The 25,659-nt window shown below is 59.2% G+C and carries 22 protein-coding genes and 1 pseudogene; 12 read left to right on the top strand and 11 right to left on the bottom strand.

Translation table 11 applies throughout. The features are described 5' to 3' along the window. Positions 1–30 precede the first annotated feature (30 nt). From AC6IY8_RS03235 to AC6IY8_RS03255, 5 genes are read left to right on the top strand one after another with little or no spacing between them, the layout of a single operon-like run. A complete protein-coding gene (locus AC6IY8_RS03235) occupies positions 31–1,152 on the top strand; it encodes a protein-glutamate methylesterase/protein-glutamine glutaminase (protein ID WP_497777258.1) in 1,122 nt (373 codons plus the stop codon). Positions 1,153–1,189: 37 nt separating this feature from the next. Beyond that, positions 1,190–1,642, top strand: a complete 453-nt coding sequence (locus AC6IY8_RS03240; RefSeq protein ID WP_497777259.1) for a hypothetical protein — start codon at positions 1,190–1,192, stop codon at positions 1,640–1,642. Beyond that, positions 1,635–2,078 (top strand): chemotaxis protein CheW, encoded by a 444-nt coding sequence (locus tag AC6IY8_RS03245; RefSeq protein ID WP_497777260.1) that lies wholly within the window; start codon positions 1,635–1,637, stop codon positions 2,076–2,078. The genes AC6IY8_RS03240 and AC6IY8_RS03245 overlap by 8 nt, the downstream gene beginning before the upstream one ends. Further along, a complete protein-coding gene (locus tag AC6IY8_RS03250) occupies positions 2,075–2,848 on the top strand; it encodes a DUF4388 domain-containing protein (RefSeq protein ID WP_497777261.1) in 774 nt (257 codons plus the stop codon). Before AC6IY8_RS03245 ends, AC6IY8_RS03250 begins: the two co-directional genes overlap by 4 nt. Continuing rightward, positions 2,845–3,675 (top strand): response regulator, encoded by an 831-nt coding sequence (locus AC6IY8_RS03255; protein WP_497777262.1) that lies wholly within the window; start codon positions 2,845–2,847, stop codon positions 3,673–3,675. Before AC6IY8_RS03250 ends, AC6IY8_RS03255 begins: the two co-directional genes overlap by 4 nt. Before the next feature lie 464 nt (positions 3,676–4,139). Here AC6IY8_RS03255 and uvrB read toward each other — a convergent pair whose 3' ends face one another. After that, positions 4,140–6,128, bottom strand: a complete 1,989-nt coding sequence (gene uvrB, locus AC6IY8_RS03260) for an excinuclease ABC subunit UvrB (protein WP_497777263.1) — start codon at positions 6,126–6,128, stop codon at positions 4,140–4,142. 89 nt (positions 6,129–6,217) lie between these two features. Between uvrB and AC6IY8_RS03265 the strand changes: the two genes are divergently transcribed. Next, complete coding sequence (locus tag AC6IY8_RS03265) at positions 6,218–7,285, top strand: TlpA family protein disulfide reductase (RefSeq protein WP_497777264.1); 1,068 nt, start codon at positions 6,218–6,220, stop codon at positions 7,283–7,285. A 191-nt stretch (positions 7,286–7,476) separates the two neighbouring features. Here AC6IY8_RS03265 and AC6IY8_RS03270 read toward each other — a convergent pair. The 4 genes and pseudogenes from AC6IY8_RS03270 to AC6IY8_RS03285 all read right to left on the bottom strand — a co-directional run. Beyond that, positions 7,477–8,642, bottom strand: a pseudogene (locus AC6IY8_RS03270) (IS3 family transposase); the annotation flags it as partial. 132 nt (positions 8,643–8,774) lie between these two features. Continuing rightward, on the bottom strand, positions 8,775–10,229 hold the full coding sequence (gene gltA, locus AC6IY8_RS03275) for an NADPH-dependent glutamate synthase (protein ID WP_497777265.1): 1,455 nt from the start codon (positions 10,227–10,229) through the stop codon (positions 8,775–8,777). Beyond that, positions 10,222–11,106, bottom strand: coding sequence for a sulfide/dihydroorotate dehydrogenase-like FAD/NAD-binding protein (locus tag AC6IY8_RS03280; RefSeq protein WP_497777266.1), 885 nt, complete (start codon positions 11,104–11,106; stop codon positions 10,222–10,224). Before AC6IY8_RS03280 ends, gltA begins: the two co-directional genes overlap by 8 nt. 132 nt (positions 11,107–11,238) lie before the next feature. Next, on the bottom strand, positions 11,239–11,958 hold the full coding sequence (locus AC6IY8_RS03285) for an HAD family hydrolase (RefSeq protein ID WP_497777267.1): 720 nt from the start codon (positions 11,956–11,958) through the stop codon (positions 11,239–11,241). Between the two features lie 129 nt (positions 11,959–12,087). Between AC6IY8_RS03285 and AC6IY8_RS03290 the strand changes: the two genes are divergently transcribed. Beyond that, positions 12,088–14,259, top strand: a complete 2,172-nt coding sequence (locus tag AC6IY8_RS03290; protein WP_497777268.1) for an alpha-ketoacid dehydrogenase subunit alpha/beta — start codon at positions 12,088–12,090, stop codon at positions 14,257–14,259. Positions 14,260–14,317: 58 nt separating this feature from the next. On the opposite strand, the gene AC6IY8_RS03295 is transcribed toward AC6IY8_RS03290, so the two are convergent. Continuing rightward, entirely contained in the window at positions 14,318–14,545 is a 228-nt protein-coding gene (locus AC6IY8_RS03295) for a hypothetical protein (protein ID WP_497777269.1), read from the bottom strand. Between AC6IY8_RS03295 and AC6IY8_RS03300 the strand changes: the two genes are divergently transcribed. Then, positions 14,544–15,230 carry a class I SAM-dependent methyltransferase gene (locus AC6IY8_RS03300; RefSeq protein ID WP_497777270.1) on the top strand — a complete coding sequence of 229 codons (687 nt, stop codon included), beginning with the start codon at positions 14,544–14,546 and terminating at the stop codon, positions 15,228–15,230. The genes AC6IY8_RS03295 and AC6IY8_RS03300 overlap by 2 nt on opposite strands. 241 nt (positions 15,231–15,471) lie before the next feature. Beyond that, positions 15,472–17,184 carry an AMP-binding protein gene (locus tag AC6IY8_RS03305; protein ID WP_497777271.1) on the top strand — a complete coding sequence of 571 codons (1,713 nt, stop codon included), beginning with the start codon at positions 15,472–15,474 and terminating at the stop codon, positions 17,182–17,184. A gap of 230 nt (positions 17,185–17,414) precedes the next feature. Here the strand turns inward: AC6IY8_RS03305 and AC6IY8_RS03310 are convergent, their stop codons facing one another. The 3 genes from AC6IY8_RS03310 to AC6IY8_RS03320 all read right to left on the bottom strand — a co-directional run bounded on the left by AC6IY8_RS03310 (position 17,415) and on the right by AC6IY8_RS03320 (position 20,969). Continuing rightward, entirely contained in the window at positions 17,415–18,170 is a 756-nt protein-coding gene (locus tag AC6IY8_RS03310; RefSeq protein WP_497777272.1) for a DUF4097 family beta strand repeat-containing protein, read from the bottom strand. A gap of 45 nt (positions 18,171–18,215) precedes the next feature. Beyond that, a complete protein-coding gene (locus AC6IY8_RS03315) occupies positions 18,216–19,037 on the bottom strand; it encodes a glycosyltransferase family 2 protein (RefSeq protein ID WP_497777273.1) in 822 nt (273 codons plus the stop codon). A 375-nt stretch (positions 19,038–19,412) separates the two neighbouring features. Then, complete coding sequence (locus tag AC6IY8_RS03320) at positions 19,413–20,969, bottom strand: sigma 54-interacting transcriptional regulator (protein ID WP_497777274.1); 1,557 nt, start codon at positions 20,967–20,969, stop codon at positions 19,413–19,415. A 274-nt stretch (positions 20,970–21,243) separates the two neighbouring features. Between AC6IY8_RS03320 and AC6IY8_RS03325 the strand changes: the two genes are divergently transcribed. Beyond that, positions 21,244–21,507, top strand: a complete 264-nt coding sequence (locus AC6IY8_RS03325) for a 4Fe-4S dicluster domain-containing protein (protein WP_497777275.1) — start codon at positions 21,244–21,246, stop codon at positions 21,505–21,507. A gap of 145 nt (positions 21,508–21,652) precedes the next feature. Beyond that, complete coding sequence (locus tag AC6IY8_RS03330; RefSeq protein WP_497777276.1) at positions 21,653–22,024, top strand: 4Fe-4S dicluster domain-containing protein; 372 nt, start codon at positions 21,653–21,655, stop codon at positions 22,022–22,024. 200 nt (positions 22,025–22,224) lie between these two features. On the opposite strand, the gene AC6IY8_RS03335 is transcribed toward AC6IY8_RS03330, so the two are convergent. Beyond that, positions 22,225–22,941: an HAD family hydrolase gene (locus AC6IY8_RS03335; protein WP_497777277.1), complete on the bottom strand. Its 717-nt coding sequence runs from the start codon at positions 22,939–22,941 to the stop codon at positions 22,225–22,227. Positions 22,942–23,213: 272 nt separating this feature from the next. Here AC6IY8_RS03335 and AC6IY8_RS03340 point away from each other — a divergent pair, with 272 nt between their 5' ends. Beyond that, complete coding sequence (locus AC6IY8_RS03340) at positions 23,214–24,953, top strand: DUF8614 domain-containing protein (RefSeq protein ID WP_497777278.1); 1,740 nt, start codon at positions 23,214–23,216, stop codon at positions 24,951–24,953. A 148-nt stretch (positions 24,954–25,101) separates the two neighbouring features. Here AC6IY8_RS03340 and AC6IY8_RS03345 read toward each other — a convergent pair whose 3' ends face one another. Continuing rightward, entirely contained in the window at positions 25,102–25,659 is a 558-nt protein-coding gene (locus AC6IY8_RS03345; protein WP_497777279.1) for a hypothetical protein, read from the bottom strand.

Genomic DNA, 25,659 nt, shown 5'->3' on the forward strand with positions numbered 1-25,659 from the left:
CGGTAGACGAACGACAGATAGAGATAGACGATGATGAATGGTGAAAAGATCCGGGTTCTGGTTGCCGACGATTCGGCCTTCATGCGGCGAGTTCTGCTCGGCATTCTCGACTCCGATGGTGCCTTCGAGGTCGTAGGCGAAGCGCGCGACGGGCGGGAAGCGGTCGAGAAATCCGCCCAGCTCAAGCCCCAGGTCATCACCATGGACATCAACATGCCTCACATGGATGGCCTCGAAGCGACCGAGGTCATCATGTCCACCGATCCCCGTCCCATCGTCATCGTCAGCTCCGAATCCCGCGAAGGCGCGCACGCCACCCTCCGCGCCCTCGAACTCGGAGCCATCGATTTCCTCGCCAAGCCCAGCGCCGCCATCGACCTCGACATGTCCGAAGTCCGTGGCGATCTTGTGCGTAAGTTGCGCATTGCCTCCAAGGTTCGCGTCGTCCGCAATCTCGCGCGCCCAGCGGCGCCGAAGCCATCGCCGATTCTCGATCCGTTGCCGGCCCTCGATCCCGCGCCCGTACCCGTACCGGCGCCTGCTGCTGCGTCCTCCGGTTCGCGGTTGCCTATTGCGGTGCTTGCGGCCTCCACCGGAGGCCCCGCAACGCTCATGAAGCTCATGCCCGAGTTCCAGGCAAACTTCCCGGGAGTCCTACTCATCGTTCAGCACATGCCCGGAGCCTTCACCTCGCAGTTTGCCGAGCAGCTCGCCTCCGTCGCTCAGATTCCCGTAAAGCAGGCGCAGACCGGCGACACCCTCAGCGCAGGCCACGCCTACGTCTGCCCCGGAGACTGCCATTTGCGTGTCGCTCCTCCAGGACGCATCGTTCTCGATGATGGCCCGCGCATTGCCGGCTACCGTCCCAGCATCGACGTTACCTTGGAATCCGTAGCCGCCCTTGGAGCCAGTTCCGTTGTCGCCATCCTCACCGGAATGGGTAATGACGGTGCGCGCGGAGCCATGGCCATACAGGAAAATGGCGGCACCGTCCTCGCGCAGGACGAAGCCACATCGGTCATCTTTGGAATGCCTGCCGAGGCCATCAAGACCGGGGCTGTTTCTCAGGTCCTGCCCCTTGAGCAGATCGCCTCAGCGATTTCCCGGCGCGTGTCCGTCTATCGCACTGCCAACGGAGCGTCTGGGCTATGAGCGTGTCGTACAAGGTTGTTGTTAAGCGGCGGAAGAAGTGAGCGAGCGTCGTCCATTGTTTATCTCGCGGTCGGTCAAGCCCGCCGCGACCACGGCTGGTCCGATCATTCTGTTCACAGCCGGAGGCCACCGCTTCGCCGTCGAGGCCAGCGAAGTTGAGGAGATTCGCGATCGTGACGATCGTGCCGCGATTCGCAAACTAAAGGAACCCGGCTCCATCGATTTTTCCCGCCTCGTCGGGCTTGGAGCGGGCACACTGGAGAGGTACGTCGTACTCAAGCCCGGGGACTGTTCTCTGGGTGTGACCGAAATCGAGCGCATGACCGCCCTGCCCAAAGTGGTCCCGCTTCCCGGCATATTCCGCGGAGCGGAACGCCAGTGGTATCGCGGCCTGCTCCTGCTTGAGAACGACGTTGTACCGCTCGTCAGGACTGAGTATTGGCGCAAAGTCGCCGCCGGATTGCGTGGTCTGGGAGTCGCGCATGAATAACACGACGCGGTTTGTCTCGTTCCCTCTTGGCGAGGAGCGCTTTGCGCTCGAGTCCAGCCAGGTCAAGGAACTCATCATGCCCGCCAGCGTGTATTCATTCCCGCACACCATGAGTTCGCTCTCGGGAGTTCTGGTTCGGCGCGGCACCGTCATTCCGGTCTGCGATCTCGGCGAAGCCTTCGGGCATCGCGGCAAGTGCAGTTTTTACGTCGTTGCCCAGTGCAACTACGCCGGGCACCCGGAAACCGTTGCCATTCCCGTCACCGGCGCCTGTGAACTCGTGCAGGGAGAGCGAGGGGAAGCGGAGGACGAAGTGACCTTCGTTGCTGGACTCCTGTACACCGGTAGTACAACTGTCCCGCTGCTCGACCTCGATCAGGTTGTGGCACACTGCATTCAACCCGCCAATGCGTTGGCGAGGGAGAGTAATCGATGAGTACCCCGCGAGCCGTCAATCAGCGCATCCTCGTGATTGACAGCAACGTATTTTTCGCCCGGCGCCTCTCGGACGCGCTGAAGGCACAAGGCTTTGAGGTCACGCACAGCACCCAGGCCTCCTATGCCTTGACCATGCTCGAGTGGGATGCGCCCACCGCGATCCTCTGCGCCACCAATCTTCGCGAGTTGAGTGTGTTCGACCTCCCGCGGATACTGCACAACGACGCCGCCACGGCCAATATTCCCATCCTTGCCATGGGCGATGGAGGCGACCAGGCTCTCATGGAGGCCTTCCGCGCCGGATGCGACGACTACATCGACCGCCGCCGTGGTCCTGAAAACATTGCCTCACAGGTTCGCACCTTCCTCCTGAGCCGCAGTGAGGGGTTCCACCCCACGCAGATGCTTGAGCAGGAGCAGACCGTTCTCGAGGGCAGCCTGTCGCACCTCGACCTTCCCGGCGTCATCCAGATGCTCGCTCACTCGCGTCAGTCCGGCGGGCTTTACATCAATGCCGAGGGTCTCGACGCGACCATCTTCCTCAAGCGTGGCGAGCTTCGCCATGCCGAGGTCGGCGAAATCATCGGTGACGAGGCGGTAATCCGAATCATCAAAAGCTGTAACGGACAGGAACGCGGAGTTTACAAGTTTGTGCCCGGCTCACTCGCTACCACGCGGACGGTGTTCCGCTCCGTAACCGAGCTGATGCTGGATGCGCTGCGCGAAATCGACGAAGAGCGCGCAGCCAACGACGGAGGATATAAATGAGCGCGAAGCCAGTCGTGTATTTCATCGACGACAGCGCGACCATGCGCGAGGTGATCAAGATCGCCTTCCGCCGCGAGGATCTCGAGGTCATTACCTGCCATGACGCCAGCAGCGCCATGGATCTCATGGATCACAGCGCGCCTGATGTTGTCATCACTGACGTCATCATGCCCGGTCGCGATGGATACGAGGTCTGCCAGTACATCAAGCAGCACCCGCGTTTCGCGCAGACGCCCGTTATTCTCATGTCGGGCGTGGTCAACAAGGGAGTCGCCGAACGCGCCTTTGCCGTTCGCGCCAACGAACTCATCCGCAAGCCGTTCCAGCCGCAGGATCTCATCGCCCGCGTGCGTCATCTGCTTTCCGTGCCCGAGCCCGAGCCAGCCGCCTCCCGCTCCCAGCAGCAGGACGCCAGCGCCGTCCTGAGCAGCATTTTCAGCGGCCCTCTGCCGCCGCGCAACGGACACGCACAACCTCCGCGCATCACCGGACCGGTTCCTGTGCCACCGCGCAGCAACCCGCGCTCCGCGCCGCCGTCCATTGCGGCCACGGTTGCTGCCACATTGCAGCCGCCCATTGTTGCGCCGCCCATCTCCATTCCCGGAGCGCAGATCACCGGCTCCACGCAGCTTCCTGTTCCGCCTCCGCAGCCTGGTCGCGTTCCTGCCCCGCCGATTCCCGGCAACTCATCGGAAGTGGGCAAGATGCGTCTGGAAATCCTGCGCCTCCATAGCCAGATCAAGAAACTGGAGGCTGAGTTGATTGCCGAACGCGAATACACCAAGGCTCTCGAGCAGCACGTCACCTCTTTGCAGGAAGCCGAGTAACTCCGTCCCTCAGGTGCCCACATCCGCCTTCTTTTGGCGAATGTGGGCCAACGCTTCGTTCGAATCCAATCAATCACCCGGCCTAAGGTTCTTTTTGTTCCTGAACGATCTTGCCTCTTCCCACCCTTCGAACGATAATTCCGCGGCCCCGAATGTTCGCTCGAGCACATTCGCGGCGGAGGCTTTATGGAACGTTCCCGCAGTCAATCAGCAAAGCCCAAACCCTTAGCCTGTAAAATCGGCGAAGACCTCATCCAATATCAGTACAAAAACCGCTCAGTCATTCTCTACAAGGATCCTGGCTGCACACCGGTTCCCATCGACAAGAATCGCAAGCTCAATAGCTAGGCATTTCATCTTCTGCGCAATAAAAATGGGCACATGGCCCATGTAAAAGAAAGAGAGCGAGGAGTGGCACATGGCCCCTCAACGCTCTTTCTTTTTGCGCCCAATTTTCCAGCTTTCTACGAGAACAGAAATTCCTTTGTCCGCAGTTCCTTCACCGCATCTCTCAACTTCGCTGCGCGTTCAAACTCGAATTTCTTCGCCGCTTCGCGCATCTCTTCCTCCATCTTTGCGATGAAAGCATCCAGTTGCTCCTGCGATTTGAATTCCGGCACCCCGTCGTTGTCCGCCGGAATCTCGGCATAATCCGCGCCAATCACCTGTGCCAGCGACATATCTGCCGAGCGCCCCACTGTCTGCGGAATGATTCCATGCTCCTCGTTGTATGCCTCCTGGATTGCCCTGCGTCGATCCGTCTCGCCGATTGCGTGCTTCATCGAATCTGTCATTCTGTCCGCATACAGAATCGCGCGCCCTTCAACGTTTCTTGCGCATCGCCCAATCGTCTGAATCAGTGATCCCATTGAGCGCAGGAAGCCTTCCTTATCCGCATCCAGCACCGCCACCAGCGAAACTTCCGGCAAGTCCAATCCTTCGCGCAATAGATTGATACCAATCAATACATCAAACTCGCCCTTCCTCAGATCGCGCAAAATGTTGATGCGCTCCAGCGTCTCTATCTCCGAGTGCATATACCTGCACCGCACTCCGACCTCGCTGTAATATTCGGCCAGATCCTCCGCCATGCGCTTCGTCAACGTAGTCACCAGCACGCGCTCGTTCTTCTCCACCCTCGCGCGAATCTCGTGCAGCAGGTCGTCAATTTGCCCCTTCACCGGACGCACCTCAACCTGTGGATCCACCAGCCCCGTCGGGCGAATGATCTGCTCCACCACCACGCCGCTCGACTTTGTCAGTTCATACGGCCCCGGCGTGGCGCTCACGTAGATAACTTGGTTCACTCTCCCCTCAAACTCCTCGAACGTCAGCGGCCTGTTATCCAGCGCGCTCGGCAGCCGGAAGCCATAGTCGATCAGGTTCTGCTTGCGCGAGCGGTCGCCATGCCACATTCCTCTTACCTGCGGCACCGTCTGGTGCGACTCGTCCATGAACAGCAGATAATCCCTCGGCACATAATCCAGCAGCGTCGGCGGAGGCTCGCCCGGCAGCCTTCCCGTGAAGTGGCGCGAGTAATTCTCGATGCCGTGGCAGTAGCCCATTTCCTTGATCATTTCCAGGTCAAATCGCGTGCGCTGGTGAATTCGCTGCGCCTCCACGATTCTCCCTTGGTTCTCAAGTTCTTTCTCCCACCACAACATCTCCTGCACAATCGTGTCGATCGCCGATGATTTCGTTTCCGGCTTCATCACGTAGTGCGACTTCGGATAGATCGGCAGCCGCTGATATTTCTGCTTCACCGTGCCAAACAGTGGATCGATCTGCGCCAGCGTGACCACCTCATCGCCCCACAGCTCAATCCTGTACGCGCTGTCGTCGTAAGTAGGGAAGACCTCGATTACATCGCCCCGGCACCGGAAAGTTCCGCGCTTGAAGTCGCCTTCCGTCCTCTCGTAGAGGATCTCCACCAGCTTGCTCGTGATTTCCTTGCGCTTGATCTTCTGTCCCTTCTCCAGGAACAGCAACATGCCGTAATACGCTTCCGGCGAACCCAGGCCATAGATGCAGCTCACCGACGCCACGATGATGCAGTCGCGCCGTTCAAATAGCGAACGCGTCGCGCTCAGCCGCAGCTTGTCCAGCTCGTCATTGATCGTCGCTTCCTTCTCGATATAGATATCGCCCGCCGGAATGTACGCCTCCGGCTGGTAGTAGTCGTAGTAGGAAACGAAGTACTCCACCGCGTTCTGCGGAAAGAAGCTCTTGAACTCGTGATATAGCTGCGCTGCCAGCGTCTTGTTATGCGCCATCACCAGCGCCGGACGCTGACACGCCTCAATCACCTTTGCCATCGTGAAGGTCTTGCCCGAGCCCGTCACTCCGAGCAGCACCTGGTGCTTCTCGCCTTCGCCCAGCCCACGCGTAAGCTGCTCAATCGCGCTGGCTTGGTCGCCCTGCGGTTTGTAATTACTCTGAACTTTTAATTCCATGATCTTTGGCGGGAGTCCCCACTCCCATCGAGCTCCAGCCGGCTCCCAGTGAGCTACGGCGGACTCTGGGTATCTCTCGATTATACCGTGTGCATCCCTACGGGCGAGTTTTCGGCCTTCCCCAGCGCCCCTTCACGCATTACCATCAACAGAGACAAACTTCATCGGACATCATCATGCGGATCGCCTTCCTCCTCACGTTCCTTGCCTTGCCCACCCTGCTCCTCGCCCAGCAGACCTCATATGAGTCGAACGCGCACTACCTCGCCGCCCAGTCCGCCTACGTCCAGGGCGACTACCCCCTCGCCGCCGCTGAATTCGAGAAGGCCAACTCCGACCTCAGCGCACACTGCTCCCCCTGCCTCGCCATGGCGGCGCGCGCCCGCGGACGCTTCGGTGACCAACAGTCCTCCGCCCTCGCCGAATCCTCACAAGCCCTGCAACTTGCCAACACCCCTGGCGAGCGCACCCTCGCTCACATCCAACGCGGCTCCATTTTCCTCGAAACCCGCAAAAGCCCCGCCGACCTAGCTTCCGCCGAATCCGAAGCCCGCGCCGCTCTGGCCGTGAACGCCCAGAGCCTCGAAGCACGCATCCTCCTCGGCCTCTCCCTCCTTCGTCAGGGCAAGTTCGACGACGGTCTGCGCGAACTAAACGCCCTTGCCGCCTCTCCCGACCTCGACAACGACTCTCGCGAGATGATCAGCCACTGGATCGCCAACCCCAAAGCCCAGCGCCTCGAATTCGCCCCCGACTTCCACGTCACCACCATCGATGGCCAGCAACTCTCGCTCTCCGATCTGAAAGGCAAAGTCGTCCTCATCGACTTCTGGGCCACCTGGTGTCCGCCCTGCCGCGCCGGAATCCCCGAGCTCAAGCGCCTCCGCGACGAGTACAAAGACCGCCTCGTCATCCTCAGCATCAGCGTCGATGAGAGCGCCCCGAAATGGCGCGACTTCGTCACCGCCAATGAAATGACCTGGCCTCAAACCCGCGACGGCGACGAAACCCTCCGCGTCCTCTTCGCCGCCAACGTCTGCCCCACCTACCTGCTCCTCGACCGCACCGGAGTGGTCCGCTTCCGCATCAATGGCATGGACCCCGAAGCCACCATTACTTCGCAACTCGCCCCTGGCCTCCACATGCTCCTGCCCTAATCGAGCGGAGAATCTTTGCATTTGCTCTTGTTCTTGCGTTGCACTGGTCCTTGCGTTGCTTTTGTTCTTGTTCTTGTATTTGTATTTGTATTTAAGGTGTCATCCTGAGCGCTGACCTTGCCCTCAGAATGCGTAGTCGTCGTGGCTGTGGGAAAGTTGGAAAGCGTTTTTTGCTTTCCTGCTTTTCCATAGCCTGCTTTGGTTCGTGTTTGTTCGAACTGAATCGGGCTGAGGTAGTTCAGAGCTGAGTGCAACCGGGTTTGGTTATACCACCGTAGCCAGTTCAGGATTTCATCTTTCGCTTGGCGATGGGTGGCGAAGCGTTTGCCGTGCAGCCGCTCTACTTTGAGCGAGGCAAACAGGGTTTCGCTCACGGCGTTGTCCCAGCAGTTGCCCTTGCGACTCATGGACGCTTGGATTCCATGCTCTTTCAGTCGCTGACTGAACTCATCGCTGGCATACTGGCAGCCCCGATCGCTATGAAAGATCAGCCCGCTGTGTTTGCCCGGACAGCGCTCGAACCAAGCCATTTCGAGAGCGTCGATCACCAGTTCGCTCCGCATATGATCGCGCAGAGACCAACCCACAACACGGCGGCTGAACAGGTCGATCACCACCGCCAGGTACAGCCATCCTTCGTCGGTTGGAATGTAGGTGATGTCTCCAACCCAGACTTTGTTCGGAGCGGCGGCCGCGAAGTTACGATCCAGAAGGTTCGGCGCAATCGGCAGGTTGTGCCGGCTGTTCGTAGTCATCACTCGGAAGCGCCGTTTGCCGCGGGCTCGAATGCCGTGCTGCTGCATCAGTCGTTGGATCCGCTGTTTGCCGACGCGCACGCCCTGCTCGCGCAGTTGCCGCCAGATGCGCGGCCACCCGTAGGCTCCGCGATGCTCGGCATACACCGCGCGGATGTGCACCAGCAGTGCTTCGTCGCTCAGGTGGCGGAGAGCGTTGCGTCGACGGGCAAAGTGTTCATGGTAGCCGGCCACGCTCACCCGCAGTACCCGGCACTGCACACGGATCGGCCAGACACGCCGGTGGCGTTGGATGAAGGCGTATTTCATTTCTGGCCTTTCGCGAAGTACGCCGTCGCTTTTTCCAGGATGTCGCGCTCCATCTTGACCCGCGCCAGTTCGGCCCGCAGACGGCTAATCTCCATCTGCTCGGCGCTGACCGCCTTGCCATGGTCGGCGCCCTTGAGTTTGCCCTCCCGGTGCGCTTTTACCCAGTTGGACAGTGTTTGCTCAATCAGACCCAGACTTCGCGCCGCCGAAGCGATACTCTGGCCAGACTCAACCAGTCGCACCGCCTCCTGCTTGTACTCCAGCGTGTACCGCGCCCGTCTCCCCTTCCCCATCTCCGCTCTCCCTACTGCGATTGGATGATCGCTCAGCATGGGGTACGTTTGGCAGGGGCAAGATCACGCAGCGAAGGACCCAAAAAGAAAGGCCCCACTCCATATCAGAGTGGGGCCGCCAATCCACGCTTCTTACACGGGTACTTCCGTCTCCCAAACACCCGTCGTCAAATACTCATGAATGGACGCCGCGGCCTTCCTTCCCGCGCCCATCGCCAAGATGACCGTTGCCCCACCGGTCACAATATCGCCCCCGGCAAACACCCCGCGCTTTGAAGTCCGCGTCGTCTCCGGATCCGCCGTAATGTAGTTCCGCGAGTTCGTCTTCAAATCCGGCGTAGTGCTCTGAATCAGCGGATTCGCCGTTGTCCCCAGCCCAATAATTGCCAGGTCTGCCGGCAACACAAACTCCGAACCCGCAACCTCCACCGGGCTCCGTCTTCCGCTCGCATCCGGTTCGCCTAGTTCCATGCGAACGCAGCGTGCTCCTGTCAGCCAGCCCTTTTCCGTGCCCACAAATTCCAGCGGATTCGTCAGCATGCAGAATTCGACGCCTTCTTCCCGCGCATGCTTCACTTCTTCCTTGCGCGCTGGCATCTCCTCCTCCGAACGCCGATACACCAGCGTCGCCGTCTTCGCTCCCAGCCGCTTTGCCGTACGCACCGCATCCATCGCCGTGTTTCCGCCGCCTACGACGATGACGTTCTTTTCGCGGCAGTCATACACTGGCTCGTCGTACTGGTCCGGCAGATACGCACGCATCAGGTTCACGCGCGTCAGAAACTCGTTTGCCGAATACACGCCATTCAGATGCTCGCCCGGAATGCCCATAAACTTCGGCAGACCCGCACCCGTCGCCACAAACACAGCGTCATACTTCTCGTCGTTCATCAGCTCATCGATCGTCACGCTCTTACCGACCACGACGTTCGTTTCAAACTCCACGCCCATCTTGCGCAGGTTATCGACCTCGCCGCGCACAATTGTCTTCGGCAATCTGAACTCCGGAATGCCATACACCAGCACGCCGCCCAGCTCATGCAGGGCTTCGAACACGCGCACTCGATGTCCCTTCTGGATCAGGTCTCCTGCAGCCGAAAGTCCCGCCGGGCCGCTGCCCACAATCGCCACGCTCTTGCCCGTCGCGTTAGCTTTTGCAGGCAATCCGAGCTGACCGCTCTTGCGCTCGTAGTCGGCTACAAAGCGTTCCAGGTTCCCGATTGCGATCGGCTCGCCCTTCTTGCCCAGAATGCAGCCACCCTCGCATTGCTTTTCCTGCGGACACACCCTGCCCGTAATCGCCGGCAGCGCGTTGTCTTCGCGAATCTTCGCCGCCGCTTTCAGGTACTCACCCGCATAGATCAGATCGACAACTTCGCGTATCTTCACGCCCACTGGACACTGCATCACGCATCCCGGCTTCGCGCACGCAATGCAGCGTGTCGATTCCGTCTTTGCGTCCTCCACGGCCAGTCCGCAGTTCACTTCTTCAAAGCAGCGGCTGCGCACCGCGGGATCCATCTCCGGCATATGCGTACGTGCAATCTTCATTCGCTCGCGATTCGGCAGAGTATTCGTCTCAGGCATGGGCGGCCTCCTTCTTGGCAAACTGAGCCCTCACCTGGGCCAACTCCTGTTCTTTTTCCGCTTCAAATCGCTTCAGCGATTCGCATTCCTTCTCGCGATACATCGTGTTGCGCTGCATCAGCACTTCAAAATTCACGATGGATGCGTCAAACTCCGGCCCATCCACACATGCAAACTTGCTCTGGTTGCCCAGCAGCACGCGGCATCCGCCGCACATTCCCGTGCCGTCCACCATGATCGAGTTCAAGCTCACAATCGTCTTGATTCCCAGCGGCACTGTCACCTGCGCCACGGCCCGCATCATCGGAACCGGCCCCACGGCCAGCACATGATCGATCTTCGTTCCCGCTGCCAGCAGGTCGTTCAGTTTCTTCGTCACCAGGCCCTTTTCGCCATACGTGCCATCGTCCGTCATGATGTACGTCTCATGGCTTGCCTCGCGCACTTCGTCCTCGAACACCACCATCTCCACGTTCCGCGCGCCTTCGATGAAGATCACATGGTTACCAGCCTTCTTCAGCGCCAGCGCCGTCGGCAGAGCCATCGCCGTGCCCACGCTTCCCGCAACAATCGCCACCGTGCCGAAGTTTTCAATCTCCGACGGCTGCCCGAGCGGCCCCACGATGTCCAGAATGTAGTCGCCCGCCTCCAGGCAGCTCATTAGCGAAGTGGTCTTGCCGATGGCCTGCACCGCCAGCGTGATCGTTCCGGCTTCCGGGTCGGACGCCTTTAGCGTCAGCGGAATGCGTTCTCCCTGCTCATGCAGGCGCAGAATGACGAACTGCCCCGGCTTTTGCTTGCGGGCAATCCGCGGTGCCTCAATCACGAACTGCTTGATTTTGAAGCCCACATTGCGGGCGTCCACGATCTTGTACATGTATGAGTGCTCCAGAAACTGCAGAATTCAAAAAAGTGGACGAAGGTCCGCACTCGCGAGGCGCGTCTTACAGCAACTCTCACGGCGCGAACGCAAATCCTGCTTTTTACCTTTACATAAGATTAGCTGGTTTTAGCCTGAAATGATACCTGTGCTGCTACCGGAATATGCACCTAGACCGAGCACTTCCAGCAGTTCCTCCGTCCGGTCAATCATCACGTCCGGCGGATGAATCCGCAGCGACTCCGGCGACAGCCCGTAGCTCACGCCCACCGAATACATCCCTGCATTGTTGGCCGTCAGCACGTCATTCTGCGAATCCCCAATCATCACTGCCTGCTCCGGCCCCGCGCCATGCTCTTTCAGTAGCACTTTGGCCCCATACGGATCGGGCTTCTTCGTCGCAAAGCTGTTGCCGCCATAAATCTGCGACATGTATTCGGAAAGCTTCAGCCCATCGCAGATTCCGCGCGACGGATTCACCGGCTTGTTCGTGAGTATCGCCATCTTGATCCCGCGCTCATGGATCGTCTTCAGCGTGTCGATCACACCCGGATACACTGTCGTGTGATCCAGCTTGTGCTCGCGGTAGTAGGCCATGAAATATTCCAGAGAGCTTGCTACCAGCGGCTCGTCATCCGGATCGCCCAGCGCTCTTCTCACCAGCATCGGCGCGCCATCGCCAATGTAGCTGGCCACCACCGGAATCGGCAGTTCAGGGCGCTTCAGGTGCCGCAGCATTGCGTTGATCGAGTGCGCCAGGTCCAGTTCGCTGTCCACCAGCGTACCGTCCAAATCCCAGATAAGCAGCTTCACATCCGCCGCAGGAATCGGTCGTGTCGTCTGAATCATCTTGGCTTCAGTATATTCGCACCCAGCTACCTGGGCAGACGTGACCGGACATTCGTTTTACAATAAGAATTTGGGTCGAACCTCTTGCATCCAATTGGAGCGGCCGGGAATTCAGAAGAGGGAAGTGGAATGCCGTTGAAAGTAGCGCAGACTGAGCCATCCGTCACAGCAGAAAAGACTTACGAGGGACTAACACCCCAGCAACTCATCGAGATGTATCGGCTCATGTATCTCTCCCGCCGCCTCGATGACCGCGAAATCATGCTCAAGCGCCAGCAGAAGATCTTCTTCCAGATCTCCTGCGCCGGACACGAAGCTCTCCTCGTCGCTGCCGCCGCTCATCTTCGTCCTTCATACGATTGGTTCTTCCCCTACTATCGTGACCGAGCCCTGTGCCTTTCGCTCGGCGTAACTCCCACCGCCATGTTGTTGCAGGCCGTCGGAGCTGCCGACGATCCCGCTTCCGGCGGACGCCAGATGCCTTCTCACTGGGGCAGCCGCGAGCACAACATCTTCACCACTTCGTCGCCCACAGGAACTCAGTTTCTGCAGGCCGTAGGCTGCGCCGACGCCAGCCGCTACCTCCATCGCCATCCTGACGCCGCCGCCGACTCCACAGGCGACTACCGCCAGTTCAGCCACGTCGAGCATCATTCCGACGAAGTCACCTACGTCTCCACCGGCGAGGGAACCACTTCTCAGGGAGAGTTCTGGGAATCGCTCAATACGGCTTCCAATCGCAAGCTGCCCGTCCTCTACCTCGTCGAAGACAACGGCTACGCCATCTCCGTCCCGGTCAAGTACCAGACCGCCGGAGGCAACATCAGCCATCTCGTCGCCAACTTCCCCAACTTCCATTTCGAAGAGGTGGATGGCACCGACCTGCTCGCCAGCTACGCTGCCGTGCGCCGCGCCGTCGAACACATCCGCGCCGGCAACGGCCCCGCGCTTGTCCACGGGCACGTCATCCGTCCGTACTCCCATTCGCTTTCCGACGATGAAAAGCTCTACCGTCCCGAGATCGAGCGCAAGAAGGATGCCGAGCGCGATCCTATCGCCCGCTTGCAAAAGTTCCTCATCTCCGAGGGCATTCTCGATACCGCGAGCGCGCAAAAACTCCAGCGCGAAGTCGATGCCGAAGTTCAGGAAGCCGCCGATGCCGCTCTCGACGCGCCCTTCCCGGAGAAATCGAGCTACGCCCTTCACGTTTACTCCAGCGACCTCAATCCGACCGAGCCTCGCTTCGAATCCACTCCCGCCTCCGAAGGCGGCGACCGCACCATGGCCGACCTCATCAACACCTGCCTCCGCGATGAAATGCGTCGCGACCAGCGCATCCTGATCTTTGGTGAGGACGTAGCCGACTGCTCCAACGAGGAATACCTCGAAGACAAGAAGCTCAAGGGCAAGGGCGGAGTCTTCAAGCTCACCGCCGGACTCCAGCGCGAGTTCGGTTCCGACCGCGTCTTCAACTCGCCCCTCGCCGAAGCCAACATCGTCGGACGCGCCGTCGGCATGGCCACCCGCGGTCTCAAACCCGTCGTCGAAATTCAGTTCTTTGACTACATCTGGCCAGCCATGCACCAGCTTCGCAACGAGCTTCCCCTCGTCCGCTGGCGTTCCAACGGAGCCTGGTCCTGCCCCGCCGTCGTCCGCGTCGCCATCGGCGGATACCTCACCGGAGGCGCCGTCTATCATTCGCAGTGCGGCGAGAGCATCTTCACCCACACGCCCGGAATGCACGTCGTGTTTCCGTCCAACGCGCTCGATGCCGCAGGTCTCCTGCGCACCGCCATCCGTTGCGACGACCCCGTGCTCTTCCTCGAACACAAGCGACTCTACCGCGAGCCCTTCGGACGCGCCCCTTATCCCGGCCCGGACTTCACCATTCCGTTTGGCAAGGCGCGCATCTGGAAAGAGGGAACCGACGTCACCATCGTCACCTACGGAGCCACAGTCCCGCGCTCTCTCCAGGCCGCGCAGCGCCTCGAACGCGAGCACGGAATCAGCGTCGAGGTCCTGGACCTCCGCACCCTGAACCCTTACGACTTCGAGGCCATCGCCAAGTCAGTTGCCAAGACCAACCGCGTCCTCGTTGTCCATGAAGACATGCAGAGCTGGGGTTACGGCGCTGAAATTGCCGCCCGCATCGGAACCGAGCTGTTCGATAAACTCGACGCCCCTGTCCGCCGCGTTGCCGCCAAGGACACCTTCGTCGCCTACCAGCCCCAGATCGAAGACGTCATCCTCCCTCAGGCCGATGACATTTTCGAAGCCGTCAAGGATCTCCGCGCTTACTAGCGATCGTCACACCCGGGTGCCCCACTCAACGCTCTTTTCGTTGAGTGGGGATTTTGCTTTAGCCCTTGCTCTTGCATTTGCTCTTGTTCTTGCAGTTGTTTTGTTCTTGCAGTTGTTTTTGCTCTTGCATTTGTTCTTGTTCTTGCAGTTGTTTTTGTTCTTGCAGTTGTTTTTGAAGTGTCATCCTGAGCGAAGCGAAGGACCTCGGGGTTGCGGTTGCTTTTGTATCTGATTTTGACTTCCCCTTGCTCTTACCGTTGAGTCCATTTCGAACGAGGTGCTCCATGACCACATCCGACCAGCAGCTTCGCGAAGAGTTTAACCAGTGGGCCGCCGATGGCCGCGGCGAAGAGATGGAAGCGCACCACATCTCCATCGCCACCCCAACCATCGACCGCATGAAACTCGCCCCCGGAGACACCGTCCTTGATCTCGGCTGCGGCGCCGGATGGGCCACGCGCCTCATGGCTCCCAAAGTCGCTCCCAGCCTCGTTTACGGCGTCGATGTCAGCGACCAGATGATCGAGCGCGCCATCGCCGCCTCCAAGTCCGTCGAGAATGTCCGCTTTCTCACCGGTTCCTCCGAAGAACTCCCGCTCGACCACGGCAGCGTCACCAAGGTCCTCTCCATCGAGAGCTTCTATTACTACGCCGACCAGCACAAAGCCTTGCGCGAACTCTACCGGGTCATGACCCCCGACGCGCAGATGTTCATCCTCATCAACCTCTACCGCGACAACCCGTACTCCCTTCGCTGGGTCGATGAACTCAACGTCCCCGTGCAGGTCCGCAGCGAAGCCGAATACCTCGTCCAGATCACCGAAGCCGGATTCGAGAATGCCCGTGCCGAGCGCATCCCCGACCTCACTCCCACCCCTGCCGAATACAGTGGCAAGTGGTTCGCAAGCGCCGACGAACTCCGCGACTTCAAGCGCATCGGTGCCCTTCTCCTCACCGCCACCCGCCCCTAACCACAGTTGCCCTAAATTTCCGGTGCCCCACCTTTGCATTTCTTTGGCAGAGGTGGGCTCTTGCCTGTGCCTCTTAAGTTGTCATCCCGAGCGCAGCGAGGGACCCCTACCCCACCTCTCCGCTCCCGGATAACTGCATTTCTCCCCTCAACTGGAAAATTCCTCCTTCTTCTGCCATAATCCCTCCCCGCCAGTGGGGATGGCCCATGCACCACCACGTCTTCCCCGCACGAGGTGCGCAATGACCACTCCCGCCATCGGTGGTACGGCTCACGAACAGTTCAAGGCAGCCCGCGATCTTCTGCTTCGTTATCGCGAAGATTACAACTCCGCCTACTCACAATTTCAGTGGCCCGCCTTCCAGCAATTCAACTGGGCACTCGATTGGTTCGACGTCATCGCTCGCGGAGAGCGTCGCAATCAAACCGCCCTCTGGGTCATGCACGACTCCGGTAGTGAAGCTCGCCTGACCTTCGCCGAACTCTCCACCCGGTCTTCGCAGATTGCAAACTACCTCCGCACCCTCGGAGTCCGTCGGGGCGACCGCCTCCTGCTCATGCTCGGCAACGTTCCACAGCTCTGGGAATCCCTTCTCGCCTGCATGAAACTCGGAGCCGTCGTCATCCCCACCACCACGCTCCTCACAGCAGATGACATCTCCGACCGCATTCTTCGCGGCAACGTGCGACACCTCATCGCTTCTGCCGACATGTCCTCCAAGTTCAGCCATGTCACCGGACTCACCTGCATCTCCGTCGGAGGCCCCTTGCCCAGCGGTTGGAAGGACTTCGAAGCCGGATACTCGCAGCCTACCGAATTCACTCCCGACTACCCCACACAGGCGTCGGATCCGTTGCAGCTCTACTTCACTTCCGGAACCACCAGCAAGCCCAAGGTCGTCCTGCACACCCACGCCAGCTATCCCGCCGGACACCTCTCCACCATGTATTGGATCGGTATCCGCCCCGGCGACGTCCATTGCAACCTGTCTTCGCCCGGATGGGCCAAGCACGCGTGGAGCTGTGTCTTCTCTCCCTGGAATGCCGAAGCCACGGTCTTTGCCTTCAACCAGCCGCGCTTCCACGCTGCCTCTCTGCTCAATGCGTTGGCAAAGGCAGAAGTCACCACCTTCTGCGCGCCGCCTACCGTCTGGCGCATGCTTTCGCAGGAAAACCTCGCCTCCTACAAAGTGAAATTCCGCGAGCTCGTCAGCGCCGGAGAGCCGCTCAACCCCGAGGTCATCGAGCGCGTGCGCGACGCTTGGGGCATCACCATCCGCGACGGCTACGGACAAACCGAAACCACCGCGCAGCTCGGCAACTCGCCCGCGCAGCCGCTCAAGCTCGGCTCCGTCGGACGCCCCATGCCCGGCTACCGCCTGCAATTAATGGATTTGAACGATCAGGAATCAACCGAGGGCGAGCTTTGCATCCGCCTCAATCCTCCGCCTCTCGCCCTCATGCCCGGCTATCAGGACGATGCCGGACACATTCAGCCACTCACCGGAAACCTCTACCACACCGGAGACGTCATGTCGCGCGACGACGATGGCTACTACACCTTCGTAGGCCGTGCCGACGATGTCTTCAAAGCCTCCGATTACCGCATTAGCCCCTTCGAACTCGAAAGCGCCTTGGTCGAGCACCCCGATGTTGTCGAGTGCGCCGTCGTCCCGTCGCCCGACCCCATCCGCACCGCGATCCCCAAGGCATTCATTATCCTGCGCAGCGGTGCCGAGCCTTCGCGCGACATGGCGCTCTCCATCTTCCAGCACATCCGGAAGGTGCTCGCCCCTTACAAGCGCGTGCGCCGCATCGAGTTCTCCGATTTGCCGAAAACCATCTCCGGCAAAATCCGACGCGTGCAGCTACGTCGCGCCGAAGCCGAAGTCGTACAGTCCGGCACTCGTCCCTCCGTCGAATACCGCGAAGAGGACTTCCCCGAACTGCGCTGATTTCGGTGTGCCTTTGCTCTTGTCTTTGCCTTTGTCTTTACGGTGTCATCCTGAGCGAAGCGAAGGATCCCATCGCGCTCTCATTCTCCACTGTGGCCTGAGGCGGGTGGCCCACTCAACGCTCTTTTCGTTGAGTGGGGTTCTTGACTTTGCCTTTGCTCTAAGCTTTTGTTTTTAGGTGTCATCCTGAGCCGAAGGCTAAGGACCTCGGGGTTGTTCTTGTTTTCACCCTACCCCTTCCTCAGATGAATACTCCCATTCACCGTCTCCACATCAATCGTCCCACCGCCTGATCCCAGCGTAGTGTTCACACTCGCGCCTGGCCCATACTGTGGCTTATTCACCGTCATCGGCAGATCCGACTGAATACTTCCCGTCACCGTATTCATCTTCACCCGGGCATTCGTCGTCGCCGGAACGTTCAGTGTCACCGTGCCATTTACCACCTTGACCTTCACATTGTGGCTGCCCGTGCCATTCAGCGAAGCTTTCACGTCGCCATTCACCGACCCCAGATCCAGATCGCCTGCCGTATTCCACACGTCCACTTTTCCGTTCACTGTTTTGGCTCGCACCAATTCCTTGGTGCCATCCACTCGAACGTTGCCATTGACTGTCTCAACTGCCTGCAGCTTCACTCCCCGCGGCACATGGATCGTGTATTCCACGCTCGCGCCGTTATTGCTCGCTGGAGGATATTTTGTCGAGACGTCCACCGAGTGGCCGCTGCCTGCGACCTCGATGCGTGCGTCGCGCAACTTCTCAGCGGAGATCGCGGTCTTCACCGCATCGATCTGTACTTCGTTCTTGTCCCATGCAGAAACGTTCACGCTGCCATTCACGTTCTTGATCGTGAAGTTCCCGTTCGCATCCATTGCCACGGTTTTATGGAAGTCTTCATGTACCTCGGCCTGCGCTGGCACGGCCGCCATTGCCATTGCAGCCACACACGCCACCAGCAGCGACCTCATCCTCAGATTCAGCATAGTTGTCCTCTCCGCCTCATCGTGTCCGTGCGGTTCGCAACAAGACTAGAAGAACCTGTAGCGGAACAGGTGATAGGTTGCCGCCAACCCATCCACCCAGCTGATCTTCTTGCCCTCTGCATATGTACGCCCGTGATACACGATTGGCACTTCATAGATACGCGCGCTGGTCTTCGCAAGTTTCACCGTCAGCTCAGTTTCCAGGCTAAATCGGTTACTTTCCAGCGCCAGCGAGTCAAGAATGTCCCGCCGGATCACCTTGTAGCAGGCCGTCACGTCCGTCAGCGCAAGGCTGGTCAGCATGTTGCACAGGATGGAGAATGCGCGGTTCAGCAGGTAGCGATAGTACCGCGGAACCCTGTGCGCTCCGGGGTGGAACCGGTTTCCGAACACAGCATCCGCATGTCCATTCAGGATCGGGCGCAGCAGGGCAGGGTAGTCGGCCGGATCGTATTCCAAATCCGCGTCCTGCATCAGCACCAGCTCACCTTTGGCCTGCTCCAGCGCTGTCCTGATTCCCGCTCCCTTGCCGCGATTGCAGTCATGAAACAGCAATTGCACCGTGTCGCCGGAATCCTGGCAAAACTCCTCCCAGTCCACGTTTTCCAGCAACTCTCGCGTGCCGTCAGTCGAGCAGTCGTCCACGACGATGATCTCTTTTGCAAGCGGCGAAGTATCCTGCATCAGGACTTTTTCCAGCAGTCCCAGCACCGTCTTCCGCTCGTTGTACACCGGAACGATAATCGTCAGCGTGCGATAGTACGGGTGCCGTTCGATGATCGTCGCGTCGAATGCCGGAAAGCGCTCCGGCGCATTCAGAATGTCCGCAAGCTCCGCCCCGCTCAGGTGCGCGGGTATCGAAACCATCTCCAGATTCTGTTCTCTTGTGGAATGCCGTGCCTGTAGCGACAGGTTTCTCGATCTCAATCAGCTACCCCCTCAAGTGGAGTAGCGTGGCCCATATTCGATTTCTCAGTATTCCGCGCGCGCGCACCGAGGCTTTCAATGCAGCATAGATAGGGATATAGCTTCGTACTCAAGCTGGGGATATGTCCTGAGTTGGTGTATGTCCTACATCACTTTTGATGCAGAAACGCAACTCGGTTCCGCCTGCCCTGGCATGACAACAAGCCGGAATAACTAGCTCATCTTCTCTGGTTAGCCCTGCGATTTTGTTTCGCTTTTTGAATCAGCAACGAAGTTATCCTGCTGTCGCTAATTCGTTTCGGCAGACACTTCGCCCTAGAGTTCCTCGCGTGTGATTCCCAATCTGCGCAGTCGTGCATTCAGTGTCGTGCGCTTCAGTCCCAGTCGTGATGCCGCCCCGTTCACTCCGCCGATCACTCCATTGCAATCGCGCATCACCTTCAGGATGTATTCGCGCTCCTTCGCTTCCAGCGTGTCGGGATTCGTTTTCTGCGGCTTGCGCAACTCCGTCAGAGGCACCTGTAGCGTCGATCCCCGCGACACAATCACAGAGCGCTCTACGAAATTCTCCAACTCGCGAATGTTCCCCGGCCAGTCGCATTGACTCAGATACTCCATCACGTCCTGCGGAATCGCGTCGATCCGTTTCCGCATCCGCGCCGCATATTTCTTGACGAAATAGTTCACCAGCAGCGGAATATCAGTCCTTCGTCCCGACAGTGGCGGCAGCGTTATTGGAAACACATTTAGCCTGTAGTACAAATCCTGCCTGAACTGCCGTTCCTCCATCAGTTGCAGCAGATCTCGATTCGTCGCCGCAATCACTCTCACATCCACCTTGATCGTGCGCGAGCTTCCTAGCCTTTCAAACTGCTGCTCCTGCAGCGCTCGCAATAATTTCGGCTGCAGCTCCAGCGGAATATCCCCAATCTCATCCAGCAGCAGAGTCCCTTTGTGCGCCAGCTCAAATCGTCCAATCTGCTGCGAAATCGCTCCCGTAAAAGCTCCGCGCTCATGCCCGAACAGTTCGCTCTCCAGCAATCCCGTCGGCACCGCCGCGCAGTTGATCTTCACAAATGTGTGTTCGCGTCGCTCACTCTTCTCGTGGATCGCCCTTGCGACCATCTCCTTGCCCGTGCCCGTCTCGCCAATAATCAGCACGCCCGCATCCGTCGGAGCAACCGTCTCGATCTGCTCCAGCACCTGCCGCCATTCGGGACTTTGTCCCACCATGTCCGCCGGATGATGTTCCGCTCGAATCTCGTCTTGCAGGTAGCTCTTCTCCTTCGCCAGTTGTTCCTTTAACTCGCGAATCTCGCGGAACGCCACTGCGTTCTCTACCGCAATCGCCACCTGGCTCGCGACTGTCGTCAGCGCCTCCATGCTTTCCTGGTCAAACATTGCCGCCGAACGATTGCCCACGCACAGCACTCCCAGGCACCTGTCTCTGCGCAGCAGCGGAACCCAGCACGCCGACTTGATGCCTTCTTCCAGCAGCCAGCCCGTCACATCGTTTGGAAATTGTTCTTCGTGGAGATTGTCCACAACCAGCGGCTTGCGCTCCGTAAATGCCAGCCCTGTCGGCGACCCCGTCACCTTGAAGACCGTTTGCTCGTGCAGCACGCCCTTGCCCTGCGGAAAATCCAGCGCATGGATTCGGAATTCATCCTTGGCCTTGTCATATAAAACCAGGCTCGAGTAGTCGTGCCGCACCACACGCCCAATCGCCGCCGAGATCTCGTGAAACAGGGAAGAGAGCTCGAGGTTCGACACCAGCGCATTGTTCACTTCCAGCAGCAGTTGCAAATGCTCGCGATCCCTCGCCAACACTTCCGCATTCTGGCGCGCCAACTTCTCCCCGCTAGTTTCCATTTCGCTTGCCGACCTACTCTCGTGACCACATAACGTCACGTCGTGACATTCTATTGTCACTCTTCGCCACCGCTCTTGCACATCCCCAAATTGGGAGCCTCGTGACCGCTTCCTTTTCTGGAACTTACAACCATCCCACCGCACCCCAGCAGTTGGTCACTTGCGTGCATTTCCCAAAGTGCATTTATCCAAAAGGCCGTCGCACGAGGAGCTTAGAGTGGAGCCTTCAGCGCTCGCATTGCGCTTCGCCAAACCACGGCCAGGGGAGTTTGTTATGCCCTTCCAAATCACGTCGCAATGCTCTGGTAAGGACACCATCTGCAGCGATGTCTGCCCCTACAACTGCATCGAGCCCGATACGTCCATGCCTGCCAATGGCCGCCAGCATTTCGTCGTCGATGCGCAGTTCTGTGTTGACTGCGGTGCTTGCGCCATCGCCTGCCCCGAAAAGGCCATCGTCTATGCCGGAGCCTACAACCCCATGAGCCTCGTCGCTCTTGGACAGGCCGTCTGGCTGCGTCCACTATCCCGGCGCTGAGCCTCGCGCTCGCGCCAACGTTTCCGGCGTGCTGATGTTTCGCACGCCAATGTTTTGCCGGGCCAATGTTTTGCGCACTAACGTTTCGCCGGAGCACGGCTCAACCGCGCTCCCAATCACCTCAGCCGTATCAAGGGAGGAAGTTATGCCGTACAAAATTTCGCCGAAATGCTCTGGAAAAGACACCCTCTGCCAGGATGCATGCGCCTACGACTGCATCCACACCGTCTCCGAATTCGGACACACCCATCTCGCCATCGATGAAGACCAGTGCACCGACTGCGGAGCCTGCGCCCTTGCCTGCCGCGAATCCGCCATTGCCTTCGATTCCGCCTTCATGTCCTTCAAGCCGCAGCCCATGGCCGCCGCGACGATCCACGGCGCCGTCACCGGCTCTGCCGGCGGCTGGGACGGCAACGACGACCCGAAGAACAGCCTCGAACCCCCCGAAGGCTTCGTCGTCATCGATCGCAAACTCCAGTCCTGGGCTCGCCTCATGTCCCAGTCCAGCAACTGAACTTGAACCATCGTCCACCCGCCTTCAATGACCCTTCGGGTGCCCCACTCAACGCTCTTTTCGTTGAGTGGGTCTTTGATCTTGTTTTTGCTCCGACCTTTAATCTTGCCGCAGCTCTCGCTTTTTGATTCCGTTCTTGCTCTTTTCTTTGTTTCTCGGATGTCGTCCTGAGCGAAGCGAAGGACCCTCCGCCCTACCCCCTAGAACACGTCCCCCAACATCCTGAAATTCTCCAGCGTCATCAGCGTCTGCGGTGCCGGAGCCATGCATAGCTCTGCATGTTCCAACACCCACGTCTCCGCGTGCGGAATAAACACCGCGTTCAGTCCCGCCGCGATCGCCGGATTCACATCCGACTTCGGGCTGTTGCCCACCATCCACGTCTTCAGAGGCTCCAGTCGATACTTATCGACTATTTCCCTATAGCACGCCGCATTCTTCTCCGGAACCACCTCGACGCCTTCGAACAACGCCTTCAGTCCCGAGCGCTCCACCTTGCCCGACTGCTCGACAAGATTCCCCTTTGTCACCAGCAGCAGCCGATGCCTCTGTCTCAAATCCTCCAGCGTCGGAGTCACATGCTTTAGCAGCTCAATCGGCTGCTCCGCAATCGTCTGCGCGAATCCATGAATCGTCTCTTCCAGCGCCGGAGTCAGCGGCTCCACCGAGAGTCTTTCAAACGTCGCGACCAGCGCCGCCGCAAAACTCTTGATCCCATACCCCAACTTGAGCACATTCTCGTGCTCCACCTCGTTCAACTTCTGCCTCACCTGCTGCGGAGTAAATTCGCTGTGATTCAGAAACGAAATGAAACTCGCAATCGCGCGCTCAAAGTAAATATTGTTTTCCCAAAGTGTGTCATCCGCGTCGATCATTAACGTTTGACGCGTAGCCTTCAGTTCACCATTGATAGCCATAGACTCAGTTTATCCCTAGCCCTTATGCGGCCCCCAATTCCAGCTTCACCCAAATCCCCCCGCCTTTCGACCTCCAAACCACTGCGGGTGCGGGTGCCCCATTCAACGCTCTTTTCGTTGAGTGGGGCTTTGCTTCTGCTCTTACTGTGTGACAGTTGCTCTTGCTTCTGCCCTTGTTCTTTGAGGTGTCATCCTGAGCGAAGCGAAGGACCTCGGGGTTGCTCTTGCCTTTGCTTTCTTCTCAACCCTCACCTCAGGACTACAATTTCCCCATGCGCTCTTCGCTTCTCATCTTCCTCCTCGCCGCTTCCGCGTTCGCCCAATCACACCGCATCTCCCCGCCGAAAAAGTTCCCCATCGGAGGATCCGCTCCCAGCAGTGCTCAGCTCAAGGTCCCTTCCGACCTCGCCTCCCGCATCTCCCGCTGGAAGTCCGTGGACATGCCGTTCCGTCCCTCGCGCTCGCTCACCCCGCGCGACCTCAAGATGATCTCCAAGCTTGTCGATGCCTCACGCCAACTCGATGCCATCTACTGGCGTCAAAGCGATCCCTACGCGCTCACTCTCCAGGCGCAGCTCCGCGGAGCCCACACCTCCCGCGATCAGCAAATCCTGCGCTACCTCTACATCAACGGAGGCCAGTACGATCTGCTCGACGGACTCCGCAGCTTCATCACCGCCGAGCCTGCTCCCGCCGGACGCGGCTTCTACCCGCTCAACACCACTCGCGAATCCATCGAAAGCTACGTTGCCGCCCACCCCGACTCCCACGCCGAAATCTATTCACCCTACACGCTCGTCCGCCAGATGGGTTCCGATCTCGTCGGTCTGCCGTACCGTTCCGCTTTTCGCGCCCAGTTGCAGGAAGCAGCGAAGAACCTTCGCGAAGCTGCCGCCCTCAGCGACGATGCCGACTTCGCCGCCTACCTCAATGCCACTGCCGAAGCCGTTCTCACCGACAACTACACTCACAGCGACCAGCTCTGGCTCCAGCTCAAGTCGCCTAAGATCGATCTCATCTTCGCACCGTATCTTGTCTATCTCGACCAGCTTCTCGGCGTAAAGAATTCCTACGGCGCCGCCATCCTCATCCGCAATGACGAGGAAAGCCGCAAGCTCGACCTCTTCCGCGAAGCCATCCCGCAAATCCAGCAATCGCTCCCTCTCGCCGCCGAAGACAAGCCCGCCCGCGACGCCGCCAGCTCGCCCATGGAGGTCGTTGACTCTCCCTTCCGCACCGGAGACTTCCTCCACGGCTATCAGGCCGTCGCCGCCAGCCTCCCGCCCGTCGGACAGATCGATGCCACTTCACCGAGCATCGGCACCAAAAAGATTTTCTTCAAGAACTTCATGGACGCCCGAGTCAACCACATTATCCTGCCCATCGCCCGCAAGCTGATCGATCCTTCGCAGTCCGCCGCACCCACGGCCGACGGCTATCTCACCGTCGTCATCCTCCACGAAATCAGCCACGGCCTCGGCCCAGCCTACGCCCACGTCGACGGTCATCAGGTCCCCATCCGCCAAGCCATCGGCCCCACCTACTCCGCGCTGGAGGAGGCAAAAGCCGATGTCACCGGAATGTTCGGCCTACAGTGGCTCATCGAACACAACGTGCTCCCTCGCGAGCGCCAGCCTGAGTTCGCCGCCTCCTACCTTGCCGGCATCCTCCGCACCGTTCGCTTCGGGACCTCCGAAGCTCACGGCCGTGCGCAACTCATGGAGTTCAACTACCTGCTGGAAAAGGGAGCCATCGTCCCCCACGCCGGAACCCTCAGCCGCGGCACCGCCAAGATTGTTTACAGCATCGATCTAATCAAATTCCCCGACGCCATCGCCGCGCTCACCCGCGAGTTGCTCGAAACCGAAGCCACCGGAGACCGCGCCCGCGCCGAAAAGTGGTTCGCCCGCTACTCCACCATGCCGCCGTCGCTCGCCTCATCTCTCGAATCCACCCAATCCATCCCCGTTGACATCTTCCCAAAATTTTCCTGGGACGTGCCTATGCGCTAACCGCACGCTTCCAGGCGAACCACAATTTAAGGACGTCAGCAGAAACTTGAGTTTTCATCCTGAGCGCAGCGAAGGACCTCGGGGTTGCTTTTCCAGTTGCAGCGCCGTTGCTATTGCAGGGCCGCTGCCTTAGCCTCTTCCACCCTCTCTACTTCCCGTACTGCTTCGGAATCGGATTATCCGGCCGTTCAGCGTCCCATATCAGCGACACGACCCACCACCGCTGGCCGTCCCACATCAACTGAATGCTGTTGATCCCTCGGGCAAACGGCTGGCCGTCCTTCTCGTGCCGTGATTCATACGTCGAGAACACCTGCGCGATGTTCCCAAACCGATCCACATGATTCGCGACTCCGCGCTCGTAGAAAGCCTCTTTCTCGAAGACTGCGCCCGCTCTCTCCTGATAATTCTGCGGACTCATAACGCGGGTCACCGGCTCTCCCTTCTGGTTCTTACCGCTAAATACCAGGTGTGCCTCAGGAATGAACAGCGCATGGAACCGCGCCCAGTCGCGCGTTCCCGCCGGTCCGCTAATCACGCTGTACAGAGCTGCCACCGTGCTTTCCAGCGTCTTCGTGTCCTCTGGATGGCTCACCGCAGTCGGCGTCTTCTTCGTTGCACTGTCATCCTGCTGGGCCACTGCGCCGATCACCGCACAGCACAGCATCACCATGGCAATTCCTATTCGAATCCAGTTGTTCCGCAT

The organism is Koromonas soli (assembly GCF_059726265.1).